This is a genomic window from Acinetobacter rudis (assembly GCF_031157835.1).
Classification (GTDB): domain Bacteria; phylum Pseudomonadota; class Gammaproteobacteria; order Pseudomonadales; family Moraxellaceae; genus Acinetobacter; species Acinetobacter rudis_A.
Map to the genome: position 1 here is coordinate 18,877 of NZ_JAVIDR010000024.1, position 25,349 is coordinate 44,225.

At 39.4% G+C, this 25,349-nt stretch carries 26 protein-coding genes; 13 read left to right on the forward strand and 13 right to left on the reverse strand.

Translation table 11 applies throughout. The annotated features are described in order from the left end of the window. Positions 1-17: 17 nt before the first annotated feature. Together secG and tpiA are read right to left on the reverse strand one after the other, a co-directional pair. Positions 18-356: a preprotein translocase subunit SecG gene (gene secG / locus RFH42_RS15115; RefSeq protein ID WP_308976640.1), complete on the reverse strand. Its 339-nt coding sequence runs from the start codon at positions 354-356 to the stop codon at positions 18-20. A gap of 10 nt (positions 357-366) precedes the next feature. Next, positions 367-1,161: a triose-phosphate isomerase gene (gene tpiA / locus RFH42_RS15120; RefSeq protein ID WP_308976641.1), complete on the reverse strand. Its 795-nt coding sequence runs from the start codon at positions 1,159-1,161 to the stop codon at positions 367-369. Positions 1,162-1,420: 259 nt separating this feature from the next. Here tpiA and RFH42_RS15125 point away from each other — a divergent pair, with 259 nt between their 5' ends. From RFH42_RS15125 to coaE, 3 genes are read left to right on the forward strand one after another with little or no spacing between them, the layout of a single operon-like run. After that, a complete protein-coding gene (locus tag RFH42_RS15125; protein ID WP_308976642.1) occupies positions 1,421-2,650 on the forward strand; it encodes a type II secretion system F family protein in 1,230 nt (409 codons plus the stop codon). Next, positions 2,650-3,519, forward strand: coding sequence for a prepilin peptidase (locus tag RFH42_RS15130; RefSeq protein ID WP_308976643.1), 870 nt, complete (start codon positions 2,650-2,652; stop codon positions 3,517-3,519). The genes RFH42_RS15125 and RFH42_RS15130 overlap by 1 nt, the downstream gene beginning before the upstream one ends. Positions 3,520-3,545: 26 nt before the next feature. Then, positions 3,546-4,157, forward strand: a complete 612-nt coding sequence (gene coaE, locus RFH42_RS15135; protein WP_308976644.1) for a dephospho-CoA kinase — start codon at positions 3,546-3,548, stop codon at positions 4,155-4,157. 17 nt (positions 4,158-4,174) lie between these two features. Here the strand turns inward: coaE and RFH42_RS15140 are convergent, their stop codons facing one another. From RFH42_RS15140 to ppnP, 3 genes are all read right to left on the reverse strand, one after another. Next, the gene (locus RFH42_RS15140; RefSeq protein ID WP_308976645.1) at positions 4,175-5,107 is read right to left on the reverse strand and encodes a DMT family transporter; all 933 of its coding nucleotides are present in this window, start codon (positions 5,105-5,107) and stop codon (positions 4,175-4,177) included. A 62-nt stretch (positions 5,108-5,169) separates the two neighbouring features. Beyond that, on the reverse strand, positions 5,170-5,919 hold the full coding sequence (gene rlmB, locus RFH42_RS15145) for a 23S rRNA (guanosine(2251)-2'-O)-methyltransferase RlmB (protein ID WP_308976647.1): 750 nt from the start codon (positions 5,917-5,919) through the stop codon (positions 5,170-5,172). 149 nt (positions 5,920-6,068) lie between these two features. Further along, complete coding sequence (gene ppnP, locus RFH42_RS15150; protein WP_016657806.1) at positions 6,069-6,392, reverse strand: pyrimidine/purine nucleoside phosphorylase; 324 nt, start codon at positions 6,390-6,392, stop codon at positions 6,069-6,071. Positions 6,393-6,822: 430 nt separating this feature from the next. On the opposite strand from ppnP, the gene recN reads away from it, so the two are divergent. From recN to RFH42_RS15170, 4 genes are all read left to right on the forward strand, one after another. Further along, on the forward strand, positions 6,823-8,487 hold the full coding sequence (gene recN / locus RFH42_RS15155) for a DNA repair protein RecN (RefSeq protein ID WP_308976649.1): 1,665 nt from the start codon (positions 6,823-6,825) through the stop codon (positions 8,485-8,487). A gap of 299 nt (positions 8,488-8,786) precedes the next feature. Further along, the gene (locus tag RFH42_RS15160) at positions 8,787-9,341 is read left to right on the forward strand and encodes a YqgE/AlgH family protein (protein ID WP_308976650.1); all 555 of its coding nucleotides are present in this window, start codon (positions 8,787-8,789) and stop codon (positions 9,339-9,341) included. Between the two features lie 67 nt (positions 9,342-9,408). Further along, positions 9,409-9,822: a Holliday junction resolvase RuvX gene (gene ruvX, locus RFH42_RS15165; RefSeq protein WP_308976669.1), complete on the forward strand. Its 414-nt coding sequence runs from the start codon at positions 9,409-9,411 to the stop codon at positions 9,820-9,822. A 36-nt stretch (positions 9,823-9,858) separates the two neighbouring features. After that, positions 9,859-10,572 (forward strand): SDR family NAD(P)-dependent oxidoreductase, encoded by a 714-nt coding sequence (locus RFH42_RS15170; RefSeq protein ID WP_308976652.1) that lies wholly within the window; start codon positions 9,859-9,861, stop codon positions 10,570-10,572. Positions 10,573-10,577: 5 nt separating this feature from the next. Here the strand turns inward: RFH42_RS15170 and RFH42_RS15175 are convergent, their stop codons facing one another. Both RFH42_RS15175 and RFH42_RS15180 read right to left on the reverse strand, forming a co-directional pair. Continuing rightward, a complete protein-coding gene (locus tag RFH42_RS15175; protein ID WP_308976653.1) occupies positions 10,578-11,171 on the reverse strand; it encodes a TetR/AcrR family transcriptional regulator in 594 nt (197 codons plus the stop codon). A 17-nt stretch (positions 11,172-11,188) separates the two neighbouring features. Beyond that, complete coding sequence (locus RFH42_RS15180) at positions 11,189-12,400, reverse strand: multidrug effflux MFS transporter (RefSeq protein ID WP_308976654.1); 1,212 nt, start codon at positions 12,398-12,400, stop codon at positions 11,189-11,191. 285 nt (positions 12,401-12,685) lie between these two features. On the opposite strand from RFH42_RS15180, the gene RFH42_RS15185 reads away from it, so the two are divergent. Beyond that, positions 12,686-13,063 carry a hypothetical protein gene (locus RFH42_RS15185; RefSeq protein WP_308976655.1) on the forward strand — a complete coding sequence of 126 codons (378 nt, stop codon included), beginning with the start codon at positions 12,686-12,688 and terminating at the stop codon, positions 13,061-13,063. Positions 13,064-13,177: 114 nt separating this feature from the next. On the opposite strand, the gene pgsA is transcribed toward RFH42_RS15185, so the two are convergent. The 3 genes from pgsA to uvrC form a co-directional block, all read right to left on the reverse strand. Further along, the gene (gene pgsA, locus RFH42_RS15190; RefSeq protein WP_308976656.1) at positions 13,178-13,765 is read right to left on the reverse strand and encodes a CDP-diacylglycerol--glycerol-3-phosphate 3-phosphatidyltransferase; all 588 of its coding nucleotides are present in this window, start codon (positions 13,763-13,765) and stop codon (positions 13,178-13,180) included. A gap of 71 nt (positions 13,766-13,836) precedes the next feature. After that, positions 13,837-14,631, reverse strand: coding sequence for an acyl-CoA thioesterase (locus RFH42_RS15195; RefSeq protein WP_308976657.1), 795 nt, complete (start codon positions 14,629-14,631; stop codon positions 13,837-13,839). Positions 14,632-14,775: 144 nt separating this feature from the next. Then, on the reverse strand, positions 14,776-16,575 hold the full coding sequence (gene uvrC, locus RFH42_RS15200; RefSeq protein WP_308976658.1) for an excinuclease ABC subunit UvrC: 1,800 nt from the start codon (positions 16,573-16,575) through the stop codon (positions 14,776-14,778). A 390-nt stretch (positions 16,576-16,965) separates the two neighbouring features. Here uvrC and RFH42_RS15205 point away from each other — a divergent pair, with 390 nt between their 5' ends. Further along, a complete protein-coding gene (locus RFH42_RS15205; protein ID WP_308976660.1) occupies positions 16,966-17,844 on the forward strand; it encodes a transporter in 879 nt (292 codons plus the stop codon). 108 nt (positions 17,845-17,952) lie between these two features. On the opposite strand, the gene lpxO is transcribed toward RFH42_RS15205, so the two are convergent. Next, a complete protein-coding gene (lpxO, locus tag RFH42_RS15210) occupies positions 17,953-18,873 on the reverse strand; it encodes a lipid A hydroxylase LpxO (protein WP_308976671.1) in 921 nt (306 codons plus the stop codon). A 472-nt stretch (positions 18,874-19,345) separates the two neighbouring features. Here lpxO and fadB point away from each other — a divergent pair, with 472 nt between their 5' ends. Then, positions 19,346-21,499, forward strand: a complete 2,154-nt coding sequence (gene fadB / locus RFH42_RS15215) for a fatty acid oxidation complex subunit alpha FadB (protein ID WP_308976672.1) — start codon at positions 19,346-19,348, stop codon at positions 21,497-21,499. Between the two features lie 12 nt (positions 21,500-21,511). Continuing rightward, positions 21,512-22,684 (forward strand): acetyl-CoA C-acyltransferase FadA, encoded by a 1,173-nt coding sequence (fadA, locus tag RFH42_RS15220; RefSeq protein ID WP_308976661.1) that lies wholly within the window; start codon positions 21,512-21,514, stop codon positions 22,682-22,684. Positions 22,685-22,791: 107 nt separating this feature from the next. On the opposite strand, the gene RFH42_RS15225 is transcribed toward fadA, so the two are convergent. Then, positions 22,792-23,481: an aspartate/glutamate racemase family protein gene (locus RFH42_RS15225; RefSeq protein ID WP_308976663.1), complete on the reverse strand. Its 690-nt coding sequence runs from the start codon at positions 23,479-23,481 to the stop codon at positions 22,792-22,794. Positions 23,482-23,619: 138 nt separating this feature from the next. Here RFH42_RS15225 and RFH42_RS15230 point away from each other — a divergent pair, with 138 nt between their 5' ends. Next, complete coding sequence (locus RFH42_RS15230; protein ID WP_308976664.1) at positions 23,620-24,063, forward strand: hypothetical protein; 444 nt, start codon at positions 23,620-23,622, stop codon at positions 24,061-24,063. An 83-nt stretch (positions 24,064-24,146) separates the two neighbouring features. Here RFH42_RS15230 and RFH42_RS15235 read toward each other — a convergent pair whose 3' ends face one another. After that, entirely contained in the window at positions 24,147-24,653 is a 507-nt protein-coding gene (locus tag RFH42_RS15235; RefSeq protein ID WP_308976673.1) for a hypothetical protein, read from the reverse strand. Positions 24,654-24,878: 225 nt separating this feature from the next. Between RFH42_RS15235 and RFH42_RS15240 the strand changes: the two genes are divergently transcribed. Continuing rightward, positions 24,879-25,154, forward strand: coding sequence for a DUF2798 domain-containing protein (locus RFH42_RS15240; RefSeq protein ID WP_308976665.1), 276 nt, complete (start codon positions 24,879-24,881; stop codon positions 25,152-25,154). Positions 25,155-25,349 lie beyond the last annotated feature (195 nt).

Sequence of the window (25,349 nt, forward strand, 5' to 3'; positions counted from 1 at the left end):
GAAAGCTATTTTTTCAATTATTGCGTAGTTTCAGGTTTATTTGGTGAAGTTTCAGGCGATTGAGGTGCAGTTTGTTCAACGGGTTGAGTTACCGCCATCTTCTTCAAACCTAACGGATCTTCTGCATGTTTTTTTGCGAAAACGGCCAAACTAATACTCGTTACAAAAAACAAAGCAGTTAATATCGCAGTTAAACGTGTAAGGAAGTTTGCCGAACCTGATGCACCAAATACAGTTGCAGCACCGCCACCACCAAATGAGGCACCTGCATCTGCACCCTTACCGTGTTGTACCAAAATCAAGACAATCATTAAAACAGCGAGAATAATATGGATCACAAGCACAAAGTTTTGCATTTAGAATTCCTTAGTGTTTTGTTTGCGCAAAGGCTTGAGCAATCTGATAAAACGACTCAGCTTGTAGAGAAGCGCCGCCAACTAAAGCGCCATTAATATCAGGACATGCGGCTAATGCCTCTGCATTATCTGCTTTTACACTGCCCCCATACAAAATTGCTATTTGCTGACCATAACCCGTAAGCTGATTTAAACCAGCACGAATTTTTTCATGCATCGCTTGAGCATCTTCTGGAGAAGCAGTTTTACCTGTACCAATCGCCCAAATTGGCTCATAGGCAATTAAGATATTCTGCCACTGCTCAGCTTTAACCACACTTGCTAAATCACAAATTTGTTGTAACACAACTTGCTCAGCTAAACCTTGTTCACGTTGCTCTAAACTTTCACCAACACAATAAATGATTTTAAGTCCAGCACTTAAAGCATTCGTTACTTTAGCTGTAATCTGTGCAACATCATCACCAAAAAGTTCACGGCGCTCAGAATGTCCAATCAAAACATAATTGATTGAACTATCTTTTAATAGCTCAGCACTCACTTCACCAGTGTAAGCCCCAGTTCCAGCAACACGAGAGACATCCTGTGCAACTGTAAGCACTTCAACTGCAGCATCTTGAAGTTGTTGTTGTACTGAAAGCAAAGCAATTGAAGTAGGCGCAACAGCAATACGACATTGAGCTGTGTCGATTGGCCCTGCCTGCAAATATTGTTTGAGTGTTTGTATGAGTTGTTGTGAATCAGATTGCATTGGGTTCATTTTCCAATTGCCGACAACCCAAGGAGTTATAGTCGAACCCGACATACATCTAACCTTTTATCGAAAATGCGCCCATTCTACACGGAAATTAAGCATTATAAAATTCTTTCAGTAAGCACAATGCTTTTTTATCGAATTTAACTTAGATCATTAAGGAGGTTTAACGATTCAAATAATCCACCTGAGCCACTTTAATTGAAAAAAAACAATCTACATCAAAGAATAAGAAAAACATAAATCCAAGACCCTTGTTTTCAATAAAAAATAAATCACTGGTCTCTAAGATGAAATCAAGGACCCCTCAATGGCCCCAACCAAACCTATTCCATCTCATCGTTATTACTACCGAGGCTATAATACACAAGGACAATACATATCAGGTGAACTTGACAGCCCTTCATTACAATTAGCCAAAATCCAATTGAAACGACAAGGTATTCGTTTAGAACGAATCCAAAAAAAATCCCTATGGTTGCAATTTAAACATTGCGCTACAAGATCCATCACCGCAGTAGAAATTTGTCTCTTTACACGCCAACTTGCCACCTTACTCAACGCGAATATCCCGCTATTACAGGCATTAACTCTTATTCAGTCAGGGTTACAGCACCCAGGCATGCACAATCTAGTGCATAGACTAAGTACTCAAATTGAATCAGGTCAGGCTTTTAGCCAAGCATTAGCTCAACACACACCCCATTTTGATTCTTTATACATTGCCCTTATCCGAACGGGCGAATTGTCTGGTACTTTAGAGATTATGTTAGAGCGTATTGCGAATGATCTAGAAAAAGCTCTAAGGCTTAAGCAGAAAATTAAAAAAGCCCTTTGGTATCCAATATTAGTCCTTATTGTTGCTTGTGGCATTAGTTTGATTCTCATTCTAAAGGTTGTACCAATTTTCCATGAGCTTTTTACTTCTTTTGCAGTCGAACTCCCCCTATTTACACAATGGGTCTTACTACTTTCACAATGGTTGCAAGATAGTTATCTCTTTCTTCTGTGTAGCTGCGTCATAACTGCGATCGTTATTTATTATGGTTATCGACATTGCCCTCAAGCACAGTATCAGGTTGATCGATATTGCTTGAGCTTTCCTATTTTTGGTTCACTCTGTAAAAAGTCGCTTCTTGCTCGCTTCCATCGTACTTTAGCGACTACTTTTGCTGCTGGCGTTCCTCTACTGACCGCCCTAAAATATGCTGCAGCGCTCAGTCATAATTCAATCTATCAAAAAGCTGTCATAAAGATCCACGATGATATAGCCAGTGGCCAACAGCTTCACCTTGCTATGCAAAACACACAATTGTTTCCACATATCGCTATACAGATGATAGCAATTGGTGAAGAATCAGGAGCACTCACAGAGATGTTTAACCATGTTGCAGAACGCTTCGAAACGGATGTAACACTGACAGCGGAAGGGCTCAGCAACTTACTTGAGCCCTGTCTTTTAATTTTTTTAAGCCTCATTGTAGGCAGTTTAGTGATTGCGATGTATTTACCAATATTCAAAATGGGTTCAATCATCTGATGCAAAGTCTTGTTATTTTATTTACAACTTCTCCTACGTTGTTTTATCTGATTATTGCCATACTTGGTTTATGTATGGGTAGTTTTTTAAATGTTGTTATTTACCGTACTCCTCTGATTTTAAAACAGCGTTGGACTCATGAATGCAAACAATATTTAGACCCCAATTTCCAACCAGAACCACAGCAGAAATTTAATTTAAGTCTACCTGCCTCTCATTGCCCCCAATGCCAACATAAGCTTAAGTGGTATCACAATATTCCATTATTCAGCTGGTTAATCCTCAACGGACGTTGTGCTTATTGTAAACAGTCAATTGCTCTACGTTACCCACTGGTCGAACTGATCAGTATGTGCTGTACAGTGATTGTTGCATACGTATATGGGCCAAGTCTCGAAATGCTGGCTGGTTTTGGATTAACCTGGACTTTGATCGCACTCACCTTTATTGACTTTGACAGCCAATTTTTACCCGATAGTTATACGATTCCACTTGCCATGGCAGGACTATTACTCAATAGCTGGTCACTCTATACCTCTCCCCAGCAAGCAATTTGGGGTTATCTTATTGGCTTCTTGAGCTTATGGTTGGTCTATCAAGGCTTTAAGTATTTTACAGGTAAAGAAGGCATGGGCTATGGTGACTTTAAGTTACTGGCAGCCTTGGGCGCTTGGATGGGCCCTTCTATGTTAGCCTTGATTATCTTGCTTTCCTCTAGTCTAGGTGCAATCATCGGCATTATTTTATTAAAAATTCACAAAGAAAGTCAGCCCTTTGCCTTTGGTCCCTATTTAGCAATTGCAGGGTGGATTGCATTTCTATGGGGAGAAAAGATAATGGACTATTACTGGGGTTATACACTGCCCTAAACACATCACAAGCATATGGAGTCACAATGCAACAATTTACATTAGGTCTAACGGGCGGTATTGGAAGTGGCAAATCGGCTGCAAGTCAATGGTTTGAATCACAGGGAATCGTCGTTGTAGATGCTGATATTGTTGCACGTGAGGTTGTAGAGAAAGGACAAGCTGCATTACTTGCGATTGAACAATATTTTGGTGCTTGGGTGCTTAATTCAGAGGGTGAGTTAAATCGACGTGCTTTAAGGGAACATATTTTCAAATACCCAGAAGCACGTAAAGCCTTAGAAAGCATCACCCATCCTGCTATTCGTCATTCTATTATTGAACAATTAAATGCAGCGCAAAGCCCTTATGCGATTTTAGTTTCGCCACTACTTTTCGAAACCAATCAACACCAGTTAACTCAACGTACATTACTCATTGATGCATCCGAACAGCTGCAAATCCAACGCGCCAGTGAACGTGATCTGCAAAACATCGAACAGATTAAACAAATTATGGCTGCGCAAATGTCACGCCAGCAGAAGCAACAGCTGGCGGATGATATTGTACTCAATGATGGCTTACTGTCTCATTTGCATGGCCAGCTTTTGCCTTTACATCAAGACTATCTTCAATTTGCACAACAAATACAAAGCTAATTGATCAATTGATTCAATTAATCTATGTTGCGTTGTTGGGCTTTCTGCTGTGCTAGTGCCTGATCTAAAGCACTTTTTCGGCCCCACCAACGCCAAGGTTGTAAAGCCCCAATACCCATACCAACAAGACCAAACATGATTGCAGGGCTTAACGGCTCATTCAATAAAGGGACTGCAACCACAGCAGCAATAAATGGTGCTAATGTCACAATACTTCCGGTCTTGAATGCCCCTAAACGCTTAATGGCCTCCACATAAGCCATCGTTGCAATCATGACCACAAAAATACCGTGAAATAGAGTTTGCATCAGCATATGCATTGGCTGCACTTGATTGTATTGATGAGGCAAAAACAATAGATAAATAGGGATATAAATAATTGCTGACCAAATAGCCACTGCAGTCATTGAATGCCAAGCAGATAACTTCCAATGCCGTAACAGAACTGTAAATATAGCCCAAAGTACAGCACTAATAAAAAACAATAAATCGCCCAAGCCAAACGCTTTACCGGTCGTTTGATACATGAGAAAACTCATGATCACGATTGCACTCAGCATAATCGCGACACTAATCCAAGTATCACGCTCAAAGGGTTCTCTAAATAAGACATATGCTGCAACAGCAGTACAAAGTGGTAAAAAACCATTTAAGAAAATAGCTGCGTGTGCTGCGGGTGCATAATGAAAGGCACTGTAAGATACTAAGCAATAACAGACACCACCAATCATGGCCAAGATAAAAGGTTCTTTACGCCATAGAAAAGCTGTATCTTTTTTTATCAAGAGAATTGGAAATAAAATTAAAAAGGCTAAACCAAATCGAAATGCGGTTATATCCCAAGGACTAATATGCCAAGCAGCATTAAGGCGTGATGTAATGGTAAAACCACCCCAAATGCACATGGTAATCACGACAAAGAGATATCCTTGCGTGCGAGAACTCATCATGAAATTTCACTCATTGATCAGGGCAAAGCGCTACAAAGGTAGCGCATATTTAAATATCCTATTTAAAAGCCCTGACGCTGACGGTTTGCTTCATATAACGCCATTCCCGTGGCGACACTAACGTTTAAACTCTGTAAATTACCTGCCATAGGAATATAAACAGTTTGATCACATTGGGCTTGGGTGATTGGTCGTAAACCAACATCTTCTGCCCCCATAACAATGGTAATTGCACCCTTTAAATCACATTGGTGTAAAGGTAGTGCCTGTTCGTCTAACATTGTCCCAATAACACGTACATTAAACTCTTCTTTAATATGTGCCAACGTACGCGCTAAATTAGTCACTTGAACAAACTTCACTTTTTCAGCCCCACCCGCTGCAACTTTACGTGCAGTTGGAGTAAGCGTTGCTGAGCGATCGCGTGGCACAATGACCGCACTCACACCCATAGCTGCTGCTGAACGAATACAAGCGCCCAAATTATGTGGATCAGTAATGTGATCAAGAGCCAACAACATTGCTTGTGGCTGAGTTTGTAAAAGTTGGTCTAAATCTTTTTCATTTAAAGTTGGATGTGGACGTACTGCTGCAACCACACCTTGATGAAAAGGCAAACCTGCTAATTTTTCTAGAGTATCTCGACTTGCTTTTTGTACACTAATTCCAAAAGGCTCTGCTAGCTGTAAAATCCGCTGCAAACGTTGATCATCTCGGCCTTTAAGCGTAAATAAAGTGAGGACGCGTTCTGGCTCAAGCTCCAATAATGACTCTACGGCATGTACGCCATAATAATGTTCCGCCTTTGCCATGCTTAACCTCGATAACTGTAATTCAAACAAAGATAAAAACGAAAAATCCTGCAAAGCCAACTTTACAGGATCAATCCATGCTGCCCATTTTACCTGATTTCACTATAAAATTCTTTTTAAATTTCCGTGAAAATCAGTAGATGCTAACTTTAGCCTTCTAGATGGCAAACATAATCAAGCACATCATCAGTTTCAATTTTGAAGCGGCTATTACCAGGCACATAAAATGATTGTCCTGCACGAAACAACTCATGTGCTTCACTATCCGCAATCGTCACACGACACTCACCCGATATAATTTCCATACGTTCAGGTACATGAGTTTCAAAAGTTAATGCTTGCTCAGATGGCAAAATCACCCCTAATGTTTTTTTTGTACCATCTTCAAATTGCACGGTATGGCTGATGCATAAACCACCAAAATAAACATTTGATTTTTTTATAACGGAAACATGATCAAATTGTGATGACATGCGTATACTCCAGATAATGCGCACTTATATAAATGACTGTCGGGCTAGTTTACATTGTGCCCGATCATCGAATCAATCTATCTCTGATCTATGTTTTTTATCAGATTTAATTGATTAGCTCAATGCCTGTCACAATCTACATTTATCATTGCCTTATAGCCCATCAATTCAGGCGAAAAAACAAATTACTTGTTGTCTCAATAAAATGCTAGCAGAAGATCAACACCCCAAGGTGACATTGTTATGAATTTTGCAGCATTCACCTTTTTTGTCCTGCGCGATATCGTTATAATTCAAAATTCACGGTTGAAACAAATCTTGTATTGTACTAAAACAAAATCAGATGGCCTGTGCTCAGTAAGGATAAATTTATCATGAGTCATTCGGTCAAACACCTATTCCCTATTACTCTTGTGCCTCGGAAGCGTTTATGCTGACACATTTAAATCTTATTAATTTTGCGCTCGCTGATAATTTAGCTGTGGATATCGAAACAGGTTTTAATGTTTTAACAGGTGAAACAGGTGCGGGCAAATCATTATTACTTGATGCCCTTTCCGCATGTTTAGGTGAACGCACAGATACAAACTATGTGCGTTATGGTGCAGAAAAAGCCGATATTACGGCAGTATTTAGTTATCAAGAAAATAGTGCCGAATCAACTTGGCTTAAGCAACATGAAATGAATGATGAAAGTGGAGAGATTCACTTACGTCGGGTAATTTTTGCAACAGGCCGAAGTAAAGCTTGGATTAATGGTCGTCCTAGCAGTCTTTCAGAACTCAAAGAAATCGGTCGCTTATTGGTTCAACTCTATAGCCAACATAGCCAACAACAATTATTAGAACCTCCTTATCCAAGACGCTGGATTGATCGTCATAGTAATTTTGCAGCAGATGCACAAGCAGTACGTCAGGCTCATCAAAGTTGGCAAAAAAATATTCGCCTTCACCAAGCAGCTATTGATGCTCAAGCCAATCGCCAACAGCGCATGGAAACCTTAGGACTACAACTCGAAGAGCTTGAAGAAATTATCAGCATGAACTATGGTGAAATCGAACAAGAGTTTGATCGTTTAAGCCATCATGAACATATTATGCAAGACTGCGGTTATAGCCTAAATGCACTTGATGATGCTGAGCAAAATATTAATCAAGAAATTGCTGCGATTATTCGTCGCATTGAAACGCATGCAGGACGCAGTGAACAACTGAGTGAAATTTACAACTCACTACTCAATGCTCAAAGTGAAATGCAAGATGCGAGTAGCAACCTACGCCAATTCATCGACCGACAAAGCTTTGATCCTGAGCATATGGAGCAACTCAATAGTCAACTTGAAATTTTTCACCGTTTGGCACGAAAATATCGGACTCAACCTGAACACTTAACTGAACAATATCACCAATGGCAACAGGAACTTGAACAGCTTCAACAACTTGAAGACCCTGAAACCTTAGCAGAACAAGTAGAACTCTCACACCAAGCATTTTTAAATCAGGCACAACACCTAGACCAAATTCGACGCCAAGCAGCAGAACCTCTTGCAGTGCAGTTAACAGAACAAGTCAAAATACTGGCTCTGCCAGAAGCTCATTTTGAGTTTAAATTTGAAACCTTAGAGCAACCAAGTGCTGAGGGTTTAAGTGCAATTCAATTACTCTTTACTGCTAACAAAGGCATTCCTGCTCAGCCCTTGGCTCGTGTAGCTTCTGGCGGTGAATTGTCGCGTATTGCCTTGGTAATGCAGGTTATGAACGCTGAAAAAACTGACGCTGAATTAATTGTATTTGATGAGATTGATGTCGGTATTAGTGGTGGTACAGCCGAAGTGGTTGGCCGTTTACTTTCAGACTTGGCACAGCATGTACAAGTTCTGTGTATTACCCACCAAGCACAAGTCGCAGCACAATCAGATCAGCACTTACTTGTGAAAAAACAACAGACTGATCCAGCCAGCAGTACCATTATTCAATTAGCAGAAGAGGCGCGCATTTTAGAATTAGCGCGCATGACGGGTGGTGTGGAAATTAATGAAACAACCATTCTTCATGCCAAGCAATTAAGACAACTTAAATTCCAAGCCATGCCCTGATACACTTTTTCCATCAAGTGTATCTACTTAATACACTTGATGTGCTGTGTGACTACTGAACTTTTCGATCGTAATACAAGTTCATACTTTAGCTGGCGAGCAAACACGATAAAATTACTAAAGTTGGCTATACTCATTCATCATACGTATATTTTATAGCCCATTATCAATATCGAGCAGTACAAACATATACTATTCTTATTAACTTCTTCTTTAATTTCAAAATTTAAGTTATGGTAAATTAAAAGATAATTTCAGCATGACTAAATCAACTGAGTGATACAAGGAGAAGAAATTCAGTGACCAAACAATTTTTGACGCATCGTTGCCTGATCGCCCCTCCCAATATGGTCGACAACTTTTTCGCCAATACAGTAATTTATCTTGCTCGGCATGACGAAGATGGTGCGCAAGGAATTGTCATCAATCGGCCTGCAGGGATTCAAATTAAAGAATTGCTCAATGATCTTGATATTGAAGCAGATAATGTTAATCCACATGAAGTACTACAAGGTGGGCCTCTGCGTCCTGAAGCAGGTTTTGTATTGCATACGGGTCAACCTACTTGGCATTCATCCATTGCTGTGGGTGAAAACTTATGTATTACCACCAGTAAAGATATTTTAGATGCGATTGCACACAACCAAGGGGTTGGTAAATATCAAGTTGCGTTAGGTTATGCAAGTTGGAGTAAGAATCAACTTGAACAGGAAATTGCCCGTGGTGATTGGCTTATCTGTGACTCCGATATGGATTTAATTTTTAATATTCCTTACGATGACCGCTGGGATGCTGCTTATCGTAAAATAGGTGTAGACCCGATTTGGTTAAGCTCAGAGATTGGACATGCCTAATATAACTACCACCCAAACAGACCAACACATCATCAATAAAGAGCCTCAGTCTAGCCCACTTTTAATTATGGCCTTTGACTTTGGCACACAAAAAATGGGCATGGCGATTGGGTCTAGCTTAATTGAGAGTGCAACTCCTTTAGCATTATTTCCCATGAAAGATGGTATACCTCACTGGGAAACATTATTAGACATCATTAAGCATCATCAACCCAATTTATTTCTCATTGGTCTACCCCTAAACATGGATGACTCAGAGTCAGAACTATCGACACGGGCACGTAAATTCGCTCGACGTTTACGCCATCAAACAAACATAAAGACATGGATGGTCGATGAACGTTTAAGTACTCGAGCAGCACGAGATGAATTGGATCACTACCAATCGCAAGGTCGTGCTAAAAAACTCTCTGCAGATAGCTTGGCAGCAGTATTGTTTATTGAAAGTTGGTATCGTGAACCAACAGGCATCACCCCTTAAACACACATCTTTGTAATCGGCTAACGTGGTTAAACTATGTCTAAAACTTATGTAATTTATGGTGTAAGCAAAGGGCTTGGTCAAGCCATGTTAGAGTCACTCCCTGGTACAGAAGATCAGGTCTATGGTATTTCTCGCAGCCAGCCCCAGTATTTAAAGTCCAATCTACACTGGATTTCAGCTGATCTTTCTCAACCAGAACAAGCCCGTGATCAAGTCAAGGCCGTGATTGCCAATCAAAAAATTGATTATCTTATTTACAACGTAGGAATTTGGGAACACTTCGCTTTTAATCCAGCATACGACTTTGAAAAATGTAGCGATATTGAAATTACGGCAATGCTCAACACCAATATTCATGCCTGTATTTTAGCAATTCAATCGCTACTCGATAATTTAAGACAATCTGAAAATGCTAAAATTATTTTAATCGGTTCCACTTGGGGACTCGATAACCATAATGGTAAAGAAGTCATGTTCTCCACTAGTAAATATGCTTTACGTGGTATGGTTCATGCTCTACGAGAAAATTTACGTGATGATAAAATCGCTGTCAGCATTTTAAATCTAGGTTATTTAGCAACTGAATTTACGCTTTCAACGCCGATTGAACAAGTGCTTGAACAAAGCAATGCTGAACTCATTCCATTACAAGATGTCATGTTAGCATTGAAATTTATTTTATCGACAAGCTATGCAAGTTGCGTTAAAGAAATCAATATGCCAGCAATGGCTGATCTTAACGTTTAATAACATCATGACTGATCATAGGCATGAGTTGATGCTTGAATAGCCCAGGTAAGGACTTCAAGCATTGCCGTTCTTTTCTTTTCGTAAGCATCGAGTGTTGAGTAAATCAACTCAATATGTAAGCTATCAATAATTCCCAAATAGGCCTCATGAAGCGTGCTGGCTTGCTCTAAACTTAGATAAGGAAAAGTTGTTTTGAGCTGTAGCATAAAATACCGCCCAATCTCAGTTAAATAATCTGAATAAGCTGCTTTTATCTCTGTTTGTAAAAAGTCTGGCCCCATAAATGACGCTTTTAAAAACAATGCCAGACTTTGAGCTTGCGAAAAACGTGCTGGGAGTGAAGCACAATAATCCCCCCCTAAATATTGTTTAGGCTGCGCATCAAAGCACTGCTGCATAAATACCTGCTCTTGTTGATAGGCGCTAACAAAAACAGTAGCAAACAAATCATTTTTACTTTTGAAATGATTATATAAAGATGCCTTACGAATACCCACCTCTTCTGCAATGGTATTTAGGCTTGAAGCATCATAACCATGCGTTGCAAAGTGCGTAGTGGCAACTACGCAGATTTTATCAAATGTAGAAGGTGACATATTCATAAGACCATCAATTAATGCTCTACCGCCATATCCGCAGTATTTGGCAAACGAGCAACAGTAAATAAAGTAAGTGCGATTAATATAATCCCAATGATACAGAGTAATAGCAACCAATGCATTGCGCCTAACTCAGATATATAACCAGCCAAAGGGGTTGCAAATGAAGCAATCATCAATTGCATTGCTCCCAATACTGCTGCTGTTGAACCAAGTGCCGTTTTCTGAGAAGACATTGCCAAGGCCATAAATGTCGATTCAGCAATACCAAGCCCCATCATTGAAATAAAAAAGCTAGCAGCAATCGCATAAACACCGAATGCAAAAGTATTCATTACTGCTGCACAAACTGCACCCAAGCCCATTAATATCGCACCATAAACGCTAAGTTTAACTATACCTAATACACCAATAAGACGATTACATAAGAAAGCACCTAAAAGTACCGCCGTTCCTGTTGCACCAAAGGTAAAGCCAAACTGCTCTGTTGAGAGCAAAAATGTTTTTTGATAAACCAAACTGGCGCCAGCAATATAAGCAAATAAAAAGAAAAAAGCAGCCGATAATGAAAAGGCAGGCAATATAAAAGATCGTGTGCAAATAATATTTTTATAGGCACCCAAGACATTTTTACTATTGAGCGCAATTCTATCCTCAGCTGCCAAGCTTTCTTTTAAGTTTAGCTGACTGTTTAATAAAGCAAATACACCCATCAATGCCATAGCGACAAAAACGGCTCGCCACCCCCATTGACCATCAATCACACCACCAACTGCAGGTGCTAACACAGGTGCTAAACCTTCGATCGTCATTAATAATGCAAATAGCTGTGCTGCTTGAGCCCCCTCACTCACATCACGTACCGTACTTAAAGCCACAACCAATATTAATGATGCCGATAAACCTTGCCCAAAACGTGCATACAATAAGGTTTGGATTGAATCTGCTGATGCAGCCCATAATGACATTAATATAAAAACAACCAATCCAGCCATTAAGGGCCTTTTTCTTCCATAAGCATCTGTAATTGGGCCAAAAATTAATTGTCCCAACCCCATAGAAAGTAAAAAGACCGTAAGCGTCAGTTGCACGTTGGCAAAGGAACTTCCCAATTCAATAGCAATTTCAGGTAAAGACGATAAATACATATCAATAGCTAAAGGCCCAAGCACCGTAATTAGTGCAAGTGATGCTGCCAATTTGATATGAGAGGTTTGCGATTTCATGATGTACTCAAGATAAATTTAGTGCTAAAAATAAAACTACCGATCGGTAGGTAGTTTTATCGTTCACAATATCAGCTCATGGTTTATTGTCAATTTTTAATCGGCACTTTAATCAAATAAATACTTGCTGGTATTTTTAAATTTCAAGAAAAATCTATGAACGCTTCAAGCATAAACAGTATAAAACTTAGATATTCAATATAATAAATTGATCACAGTTTATGCTATTATGAAGTTAAATTAATGTATTTTGATGTTTTAAACTGCTAAGTGGGAGAATATAACATGAAGAAAAAATTAATAAAATTTGCTGTTTTATTACCTATCTTATTTTACCCCGCCTTTTCTGTTGCTGCTCCCTACTGTAATGCTCAACCTGATCACCCAATGATGGGCGGCATGCATATGGATGGTATGCATAATGGTGGTTATATGATGGGGAAAATGTCGAATGTTGATCCTCAAATCATGCAAGAGTTTGATCAGAAAAGAGCCGAGCTCAATAAACTTTATGATCAAGGTGTAAAAGAAAATGATAAAAGAAGCCAAGCTTTGATTAAAGATTTAGACAATCTGTCTAACAAAATGCATGGAGAAATGAAGCAACCTTATCGTTATGCTCAACCTAGATACTCACAACAATATCGTGGCGGTTGTAGATAATCCTGCTTCAGCAAATACAATGAAGTAATATTAAAAAAGCTCTGTTATCTTAAAAATAACAGAGCTTCTCTTTAAATAAAAATCACTTATTTTTATCTAAGTAAAACGACTAATTTAGGGTTGCTTTAAATATGGCCAAGCGGCTTTTAAATAAATAAACATTGACCACAAAGTTAATACAACTGCTGTATATAACAAGGCATAAGCCAATTGATCCAATGGTTTCCAATTTAATAAGAACACCGTAATTGCTATCATTTGGAAAGCTGTTTTATATTTACCAATTGCAGAAACTGCCACACTGGTACGCGCTCCCAATTCAGCCATCCATTCACGCAACGCTGAAACAGTAATTTCTCTGGAAATAATAACCACTGCTGCAAATGCCATCGCAATACTTGGACGCCACTGAACTAAAACAATAAGTGCTGTTGCAACCATTAATTTATCGGCAACGGGATCTAAGAAACGCCCAAAAGCGGAAGTCTGATTTAAAGTTCGTGCTAAATAACCATCGAACCAATCCGTTAAAGCAGCAATCACAAAAATAGCCGTTAAAATAAGGTGACGTGTCATACCACCTTCATGACCACCCACCCCGATTGCTGGTGGCCAATAAGCAACCAACAAAAACACTGGAATCAATGCAATACGCGCCAACGTCAAAATATTGGGAATATTCCATATACGACCTGTCGTCATCGTTTGTCGTTCCCTTCTATTCTGGGTAAATATATTGCGCTTACTTTAAACGATTCACTGAGCACTGTCGACTAGCTAAATATAGTAACTGTTTGTCTTGAAAGTGCAATTAGACGATTTTCAGCATCCCATATTTGTGCTTGCTCTGTACTATAGCCATCGGCTGCAAACTCTGTATGTACTCGATATTTAAACCAATCATGCAGTTGGTATTGCATTGGTCTGAGCAATGTCATGTGCCAAGTAAGCGAACTTGCTGGTGCAACTTGGTCAAACATTGGCAGTACACCAGGTGGCCAGATATCAGCCAACATCAGTAAATCTGCTTCAGACATTACTCTATTGTTATGTTTTTTCGGATCAAACCGAAACCAACCTGAAAAATCTGGTACAGGGCTTGCGCTAAAGGGAGCATGACCATTAGCCCATGCGATTTCAAACTGAGTAAAGCATTCTGGTGCTAAATCTAAATTGGGCAATCGTGGAAGCTGTTCAGTTGCAAGAAAATCAGGAGCCTCTGGTTGCTGTGCAACTGTAATTTTAGAAGAGCGCGCGCTACCAAAACTTGCAACTAAAATACTTTGCACCGCATCATTTTGCCAAACACGTACCTCTATACTGGTAACAGACTTACCCTGCCTCAGTACTTCAACTGTGAGCTTAACAGCACTGGCTTGTACTGGGCCAACAAAGGTTATACTACAGCTTAGCAGTTGTTTATTCTCAGCTTTAATATGATGTTGTGCTTTATGCAACATCATACCTGCAACTAAACCGCCATATAAAGTACGTCCTTGCAACCATCCCTCAGGAATATCCACCCATTCTTGTTGTTCAATACTTGTAAGTAATACTTCTAGTGACATGTTACATCTCGTCCTGAGTAAAAATACACTGTTACACAGCATATGACAGATCACAATGTTCGTATTAGTCACCAAAAATTAAGCAAAGTACAACTTTGCCAATGCAAAAGTATCTTTTATCTGCTCAATCACAGTAGTACTGATTTACTCATGTAATATCTTATAAATAGTACGTGCCATAACTGCGCCAAGACCAGGAACCAAAGTAAGCTCTTTTTCAGAGGCCTTGAGTACGCCTTGAATGCCACCAAAATGTGTAAGTAGATCTCGACGACGTTTAGGACCAAGCCCTGGTATAACCTCAAGTACAGAGCGACCACGGCGTTTATCTCGTTTAGCTCGATGTCGAGTAATCGCAAAACGATGCGCCTCATCACGTACCTGTTGAATTAAATGTAATGCTTTATGGTCCTCGGCGAGTTGAATTTTTGTACCATCAGTAAAGTGTAAGGTTTCAAGTCCAGGCTTACGCCCTTCTCCTTTAGACACCCCGACCATATATGCGTCAAGTCCAAGGGTTTGCATGACTTCCATAGCCATATGAAGCTGCCCTTTTCCGCCATCAATTAACAGTAAATCTGGCAACATATTTTTCTTATAACGCCGAGTAAGTGCTTGACGCATTGCGGCATAATCATCCCCAGCCGTAATATCCTCAATTGCAAATTGGCGATAATCACGTTTTCGCGCACCTCCACTATCGAATACCACACAAGAGGCAATGGTCGCTTCTCCCATTGTGTGCGAAATATCGAAGCATTCAATACGATCAATTGGTCGTTGTAAAACCTGCTCCAATTGATGAAAGCGCTCATTGAGCTCAAAATGATTCGTTAATTTACCCTTAATTGCATGTTGCACATTCATTTGTGCCAGCTCTAGCCATTCCGCACGTGTCTCACGCACTTTATGTTTGATCTGTACCTTTTGTTCAAAGTGCTGACCCAATGCTTGCTCTAATTGAACTCGCTCAGTCAATTCCACATTAACAATTAACTCTGCTGGTAACTCATCCGCAACCTGAAAATAAAAGTTAGCAATAAAGTCAGCTAACATTTGTTCTAGATCATCACCAATCATATCAGGGAAATAAGATTTCCCTCCGAGCATTTTACCATTACGCACATGCATAATCTGCACACAAGTGACTCCAGCCATATAAGCAATTGCCAAAATATCAGCCTCACCTTTAACGGTATAAATTGCTTGCTGTGCTTGTATATCACGTAATAATGCTAAACGATCACGATAAAAAACAGCTTTTTCAAAAGCCAATTGTTCTGCTGCGGCTTCCATCTTGCCAATCAACTCTTGGTCTAGCTCTTTGGTGTCACCACGCAAAAAACGTACCGAGTTCTGAACATCCGCCTGATAATCTTCTGGGCTAATTAAACCAACGCATGGTGCTGAACAACGTTTGATTTGATACTGTAAGCATGGTCGCTTTCGTTGTGAAAAATAGCTATTTTCGCATTGACGCACATTAAATAGTTTTTGTAATACCAATAAAGTATCTCGTGCATTATAAGCACTTGGATAAGGTCCAAAAAACTTACCTGCCTGATGTCGCCCCTTACCGCGACCACTCGCAATACGTGGATATGGTCGATCTGCCGAAATAAAAATATAGACATACGATTTATCATCACGCAGCATAATATTGTATGGTGGACGATGTAACTTAATTAGATTTTGCTCAAGCAATAAAGCTTCGGTTTCAGAACGCACCACCAGTGTTTCAATATCACAAATACGTGCAACTAAAGCCTGAGTTTTAGGGTGTTCAATCGTTTTTACAAAATAACTAGAAACACGGTTTTTTAAATTCTTTGCCTTTCCTACGTATAGAAGCTCTCCATCTTTATCTAACATTTTATAAACCCCAGGCAATAGGGTCATATTCGACAGTATTTTTTCGATATGTTCGCGTGCGTTCTCGTTCACAACCAACCTTTTATTTGGGTTTACCGCATTATGAATGATGTGAAGGTGATCGGGTTATTTTCAAGCAAAATAAATATGTGAGTTCTCATCTTTAAAAAAAGTATCACTACACTTACTGTTTATTAAAATGCTCTCTCCTACACTGTGTTCGAAAATAATAAGTCATTAATCAACCTACCTTAATCAAACCAATATCAATTTATAAATTTTTAGATCGATTATTTTTAATACGGTAGATCAAGGATAGATCTGCAATGAATCTGTACAAATAAATGCCGAATAGCGCCTTTTTTTGCCGATTTTAAGTAACGCAATCGGAGTCAATTTTTTAAGTTATACAACGGACAAACGCGTTGTATGCCCCTCTGTGACACAATCAAGGAATGATCTATGTACACCAATAAAATATTAAACCGTTTTACTCTACTCAGCTGCACCTTGGGCCTTTTCATTGGCCCTACCCAAGCCATGGATCTTGATGCTGGCGATTATGACTATGCCCCAAGTGGTACTCATTTGGCCCTGTTGTATTATCAGCATGCCAATCGTGATGCACTCTATCAAGGTAGCAATAAAGCTTCTGGAAACAATGAATTAAGTTCAGATATTGGTATTGCGCGTTATGTAAACTATAGAGATTTAGGGAGCATACAAATTGCACCGCAGATTTTAGTCCCTTTTGGTCGTTTAGAAGCAGGTAAAGATCTATCAAATATGGGTTCTAGCAGTGGTATTGGTGATGTCATACTGGCCAATGCCTTTTTTCTTTACCATAACCCTGAATCGAAGAGTCAATGGGGTATAACCCCCTATTTATATTTACCCACAGGGCAATATTCTAAACATGATGATATAAATCTTGGTGAGAATCGCTTCAAACTCACATTACAGTCTGCTTATACCACACATATAACCCCTAAATGGGCTGTAGATGTAGCAGGTGACTTTACTGTTTATGGTAAAAATGATGATGCGCCAAAGGGTGGTACACTCAAACAAGATATTGGCTATCAAGTACAAGGTAATACGCGTTATTTTCTCAATGATCAAGTTGATTTGCGTGCGGGGATTTCTTACAGCGATGCAGGGAAAACCAAACTCAATGGTGTAGAAAGTGCGAGTACAAAACAAAGTAAATTTTGGCTTGGTGCAGCTTACTCACCCACACCTGCCACCAATATGATTGTTGCTTATGGACGGGACATTGATGTAGAAAATGGCTTTAAAGAAGATCAGCGCATTAACCTAAGATTTATGTACGCTTTCTAAAACCAGTTTAGCTTTTCAAAAAAAAAATGCTCGATAAGTCTTATCGAGCATTTCTAATATAAATTCAGATGTGATCTGGTGAGTTAGCCCCCTCACACTTCAATTTGCTTAGGTTGTCATTAAATAGGGACGAATAAAGATCATAAAGAAGGCACCCAACATAAGAACCCACTTCAATACATAGTACAGCGTTCGATTGGTTTTCTTCAATGCTTTGGCTTTTAAGCGAACTTGATACACATAAGCAAAAAGTTTATTCAATACACCTGTGCGGTCTTCTTCACTATTTGGTGAACTTGCTGCTGTCATTACGTTTTTACCAAACCAGCGATTAAAACCTTGTACTATACGGCTACTCAAAGGACGCTCAACATCACAGAACAAAATAATACGGTTTTGATCTGTTCTATTCTCTGCATAATGAATATAAGTTTCATCAAAAACTACACTTTGTCCATCACGCCAAGAATATTTTTGTCCATCAACATCAATAAAACAACGATCATCGTTTGGTGTTAATAGACCTAAGTGATAACGTAACGAACCTGCATACGGGTCACGATGACTGACTAAACGACTATCTGGTGCAAGCTCAGTAAACATTGCAGCTTTAATACTCGGTAATGTTTTTAACAATGCTGTGGTTTTAGGACATAACTCTGCTGCTGACGGATGCGCAGTGTCATACCATTTCAAGTAAAAACGTTTCCAGCCTGTTTTAAAAAAAGAGTTAAAACCTAAATCATTATAACTACTGGCTGCTTTAATACCGCCTTGTTGGTAAAGTGCTTGGGCTTCATCACGAATCATTTCCCAATTCTCATCCAACACTTTTAAGTCTTTAAAATACTGACTCTCAATATACGGTTGATTGGGTACTTTAGAAAACAAGTACATAATAAAGTTCACTGGTGCAAACAAAGTCGAATGATCAAAAAACTGACGATAAAACGAGTGTCGCACTTTTCCACGATACTGGACATAAATCGCAGACAGCACGAAAATAGCCAGAATAATCCACTTCACCATATTAACACCTAGATACAATTCACGGACTCTAATGATCCATTCATAAGACCGTTTCGCCAAACTGTCATATATTTTAAGTAAATTGAATTCTAACATAGTGCAGCTTGTGAAAAAACCAAGTGCCGTACTCTGCTCATTTTCCATCAATTGACATTTCTGACAAAATTCAAAGAATAAAATAATTTTTTAAAGCCAAATAAAAATATATTTTTTCAACACTTCATAAGAAAAAACCTAATTTAAACATAGTGTTCAGTTTTTTCATGCTTATATAACTATGTCGTATCAAGCAAAACTTAAACTTCGAGCAAATAATTTAGGTGACCCTTGCGTCACGGCTTGATACAACTTGTTGTATTCTTTTTAGATATAGTTATCGTAATATGAGTGAAGCATACTTGTGTGCGCAACTTGCACCACGCTAAACCAACAACATCAACGTACAAGTCCTCCAAGAAAAGGAGATCAGGGCATGATCCACGCTGGCAATGCCATTACCGTCCAGATGCTTAAGGACGGAATTGCAGAATTCCGCTTTGACTTACAAGGTGAGTCGGTCAATAAGTTTAACCGTGCAACATTAGAAGATTTTCAAGCTGCGATCCAAGCTGTAAAAGCTGATCAAAGTATTAAAGGCTTGATCGTGACTAGTGCCAAATCTACATTTATTGTAGGCGCAGACATTACTGAGTTTGGTGATAATTTTGCTCTAGGTGAAAATGCAATCGTAGAATGGGCAATGCCTGTTCATGAGATTTTCAACAGTTTTGAAGACTTAGAAATTCCTAAAGTTGCTGCAATTAACGGCATGGCTTTAGGTGGTGGTTTTGAAATGTGTCTCGTTTGTGACTATCGTGTGATGTCAGAAGCGGCACAAGTTGGCCTACCAGAAATTAAACTTGGTATCATTCCTGGCTTTGGTGGCACTGTACGTTTAAGTCGTATTATTGGTATTGACAATGCGATTGAATGGATCGCAATGGCTGCACCAAAACGTCCAGCTGCAGCACTGAAAGATGGTGCAGTTGATGCAGTTGTTACTGCGGATAAATTACAAGACGCAGCATTACATCTAGTACAACAAGCGATTGATGGTCGTCTAGATTGGAAAACAAAACGTCAAGAAAAACTAGATCCAGTTAAGCTTGATATGCTTGAGCAAATGATGGCATTTAATTCGGCAAAAGGTGTTGTACTCGCTAAAGCGAATCCAGCTCAATACCCTGCACCAAAATTAATGATCGACTCATTGCAAGCTTCTGTTAGCTTAACCCGCGATGAGGCATTAAAAGCAGAGGCCCAAAGCTTTGCTAAAGCAGCAGTAACACCACAAGCTGAAGCTTTAATTGGTCTATTCCTCAATGACCAAGTTGTGAAAAAAACATCTAAACATCATGAAAAAGGTGCACATCCTGTAAACCAAGCTGCTGTATTAGGAGCAGGTATTATGGGTGGCGGTATTGCTTACCAATCTGCCAGCAAAGGTACACCAATCATCATGAAAGACATCGGCAATGCTCAATTGGCATTGGGTATGTCTGAAGCGAACAAATTACTCACTAAGCAAGTTGAACGTAAAAAATTAAAACCTGCTCAAATGGGTGACACACTTGCACGTATCCGCCCAACTTTAAGCTATGACGAGTTTAAAGAAGTTGATATCGTCATCGAAGCAGTAACTGAAAATCCAAAAGTTAAAGAAGCTGTACTTAAAGATACTGAAAGCAAAGTTCGTGACAACACCATCATTGCATCGAACACATCGACAATTTCAATTACTCGTTTAGCAAAATCTTTGGCGCGTCCAGAGAACTTTGTAGGAATGCACTTCTTTAACCCAGTACACATGATGCCTCTAGTTGAAGTCATCCGTGGCGAACAGAGTTCTGAAGAAGCTGTTGCAACGACTGTCGTATTGGCACAAAAAATGGGTAAAACGCCAATCGTTGTAAACGACTGCCCAGGCTTCCTTGTAAACCGTGTATTGTTCCCTTACTTTGGTGCTTTCGATCTTTTACTCAAAGATGGTGCAGACTTCCAACAAGTTGATAAAGTAATGGAAAAATTCGGCTGGCCTATGGGTCCTGCTTATCTACTCGACGTTGTCGGTATTGATACAGGTGTTCACGGCGCTGAAGTAATGTCTGAAGGCTTCCCTGATCGAATGAAACCAAGCTTTAAAGGCGCGGTTGAGATCATGTACGAAAACAAACGCCTAGGTCAAAAGAACGATGTTGGTTTCTACAAATACGAACTTGATCGTAAAGGTAAGAAAGCAAAAACCATCGATCCAACCGCTTATGAAGTGATTGCACCTATGGTGACTGGTGAAAAACGTGAGTTTGATCCACAAGAAATCATTGATCGTATGATGCTTGCTCTTTGTAACGAAACAGTACGTTGCTTAGAAGACAACATTGTTGCTACACCTGCTGAAGCAGATATGGCAATGATCATGGGTATTGGTTTCCCTCCATTCCGTGGTGGTCCATGTCGTTACATCGACCAAACAGGTGTTGCTGAATACGTTGCACTTTGCAACAAGTACGCACACTTAGGCAAGGCTTATGAAGCGCCACAAATGTTGCGTGACATGGCTGAAAATAACAAAAAATTCTACGGTTAAGGAGCGACGTGAATGGCTACTTTAAATCCACGTGACGTTGTGATTGTTGATGGTGTGCGTAGCGCCATGGGCAAAACAAAAAACGGTATGTTCCGTAATGTACGTGCCGACAGTCTGTCTGCAGAGTTGGTACGTGCTTTAGTTGCTCGTAACCAATTTGACGTTAACGAAGTTGAAGATGTCATCTGGGGCTGTGTGAATCAAACCCTAGAACAAGGTATGAACATTGGCCGTAACATTGTGTTATTGGCAGATCTACCAAAAACTGTTGGCGGTCAGACGGTAAACCGTTTATGTGGTTCTTCAATGCAAGCACTACATACTGCAGCAGCACAAATTGCAACAAACCAAGGTGAAATTTTTATCATTGGTGGTGTAGAGCATATGGGCCATGTAGGTATGATGCATGGTATCGACCTTAACCCAGAAGCTTCTAAACACTATGCGAAAGCATCAAACATGATGGGCTTAACTGCTGAAATGTTGGGTCGTATGAACCAAATCAGCCGTGAAGAACAAGATGCTTTTGGTGTTGAATCTCATCGTCGTGCTTGGGCTGCAACACAAGAAGGCCGTTTTAAAAATGAAATCATTGGCATTGAAGGCCATGATGCAAATGGCTTTAAAATCTTATGTGATGTCGATGAAGTCATTCGTCCAGATGCCAACATTGACGCATTTAAAGCCTTACGACCTGTATTTGATCCGAAAGGCGGTACAGTAACTGCAGCAACATCTTCAGCTTTGTCTGATGGTGCATCTGCAATGCTCGTCATGTCAGCAGAACGTGCTCAAGCACTTGGCCTAAAACCACGTGCTGTCATTCGCTCTATGGCGATTGCAGGTTGTGACGCAGCGATTATGGGCTATGGTCCAGTTCCTGCTACACAAAAAGCATTAAAACGTGCTGGCTTATCTATGACTGATATCCAAACCATTGAACTGAATGAAGCTTTTGCTGCGCAAGGCCTATCAGTAATGAAAGGTTTAAATATCTACGACAAACAAGACATGATCAACCTTAACGGTGGTGCAATTGCACTGGGTCATCCACTTGGTTGTTCTGGTGCGCGTATCACAACGACCCTTCTTAACGTTATGGAACAACAAGACACTCAATTTGGTCTTGCCACAATGTGTATTGGTCTTGGTCAAGGTATCGCAACCATTATTGAACGTGTTTAAGTTTTAATTAGACACAAAAAGTCCCCGCACATGCGGGGACTTTTTTTATGATCAGCTATCCTAAAAAATATATTTTATTTTTAATCTATACAGCGATCATATTTAATCTAAGCCAATGCAAACTCCACTGCTGCCTGAGCATGAATCGTAGTTGTATCAAATACAGGAACGCTAAACTGTACATCACCAATGAGCATACAAATTTCAGTACATCCGAAAATAATCCCTTGTGCTCCATCACGAATAAGCGACTCTACAATTTCAATATACTGTTGTTTCGATTCAGCTCTAATCTGCCCTTTGCATAATTCATTAAATATTACTTGATGTACGATTTCTTGAGCAGCCAAATCTGGAACCATCACCTCAATGCCCTGCTGCTTTAATCGTCCTGTATAAAAGTCTTGTTGCATGGTAAAAGCTGTTCCCAACAACCCAACCTTGCTTATTTCCTGTTTATGAATCACTTGCGCAGTAGCATCAGCAATATGGATAAAAGGAATATCAATTGCAGCTACAATCTCATCTGCAACCTTATGCATGGTATTGGTACATAATACAATGCAGTCCGCTCCAGCACGTTGTAGATACTGAGCTTGCTCAGCTAAATACCGCCCTGCCTGTTGCCAATCTCCTTGTTGCTGCCACTGGCTAATTTGTGCAAAATCCACACTTATCATCACGATTTGAGCTGAGTGTAATCCACCTAGCTGCTGCTGAACCAATTGATTCATTTGTCGATAATACAAAGACGTTGATTCCCAACTCATACCACCCAGTAAACCAATTGTTTTCACGGCACAGCTTCTGCATTTTATTTAAAGTATTTTTATATCAGAAAAATTTGAGCCAAATATAGAATGAAATTGCTTTTTACTTTATAAATCAGACCTATTTATGATACTTGTAAATATTTCTACTTGTATAAAATCATCATGATCAAAAAAATTTTACTCTGTAGTTTTTTTAGTATTAGCACATTACCTAATGCATGGGCTGATGCCAATCATGAACTCGGTGCAAATGTAAAAGCAGACTTAGCTAACAATATACTGACTGAAAAAGAAGTGTATGAAGGCGCAGATCTAAGCAGCTTACTTTATGAACACTGTATTGGGGAAACAACCGCCAAGCTTAAAACCATGTACCCGAATATTGATCAAAAGCAGCTCATCCAAACCCTAAATGAAAGCTGTGAATATTCGGAAGACCGTTATGGAATTTATAATATTTTATTAGCATCAATGATCGTGATGAGAAAACCACTTTCTGAGCAACAAGCCGCCATGATTCTAGAAAAAGAATATCTAAAAATTGGCCGTGACAAAGCAAATGCTAAACAGCGTAAAGATATCTACAAAAGACTGGGTATCATTTAATTCATTGCCCAATACCATTTTAAATAAAGCTCAACCTGTTTAGCTTTTAACTTATCATCTAAAAACCAAAGTTAATTAACACGCTATTTAGATAAGCCTAATTTTGAAAAGATATCTGGTGTGAGAAAAGTCGCTATCAGTTTATTTAAGTCCAGATGACGTACCACTCCACGTAACTGCTTTTTCACCTCTGGATTAGAAATAATTTCCTCACCAGTAGAACGGCCTAGTTGTTGGAAACTATCTCCCACTGCTTGAATGCCTTCTGCCTGAATAACAGCCTTGGTTTGCACAGCACATTGCTCTGTAATCACACGTTGTAATACTTGTGCAAATTTTTGATCTAGCTGGCCGCGCTGCTCTTCTGTTACTTGGCTAAAGGCCTTTAAATCAGGATGTGTTGATAAAGCAACAAAAGTCCATTGTAATACTGTGGTCTTATCTGTGGCTGTTGTTGCCTTAACCAAACAATCACTTAACTGGTCTACCGTTGGGCCTGCAACAGCCATTTGTGTTGTACCCAATAATGCTGCTGCGAACAATGATGTACGCAACCAATTAGCTTTCTTTTCAATCTTCATTTTTTTCATATATTGCGACATCGTAAAGATTCCAATAAAAATAAACTACTTTTTACCACAAAGCTCAGCGTTTTTATCTATTCATATCAGTTCAATGCATATAACTATACACAATGTATATATTAGACAAGCGCTTAGAGAAGAATTAAAACTCCTTTTTTACTCATAGCAAGACTATTTATCTCCTATTAAATCCTTTAAAATTGGCCGTCCTTAAACACAAAAAAGTACAGTATGGACAAACAGGCCCCAAAAATTATTGGTGATATTCCAAAGCTACCATTGAAATATGCGGGCATTCTCATTCCCTTCTTCTTGTCATGCTTAATGAGTGCAATCATTTCCATGATTAATATGATCAAGAACTTAGGTTTTATTGATGGCTTCTTTGGACTCTGGCTATCCGCTTGGTTAGTCTCATGGATGTTTGCCTTTCCAATTGTTTTAGTCATTCTGCCTTTGGTACGCCGTTTTGTGGGATTGTTTGTTGATATGCGTACACCACATTAAAGTAACTTACCCTACCCCATATGTTCTGTATTTATTGAAATGACGTAGCATAATATTACGCTATGATTTTTATATCGCTACAACGCATACTGTAGCGAGATGATCACCATTGATTCAATTGACATCCTCACCCCCTTAAATGAGGGTGATTCCTACTGCTAGACGCTTATGTCCTGAGAAACACTGTTTCGTAAG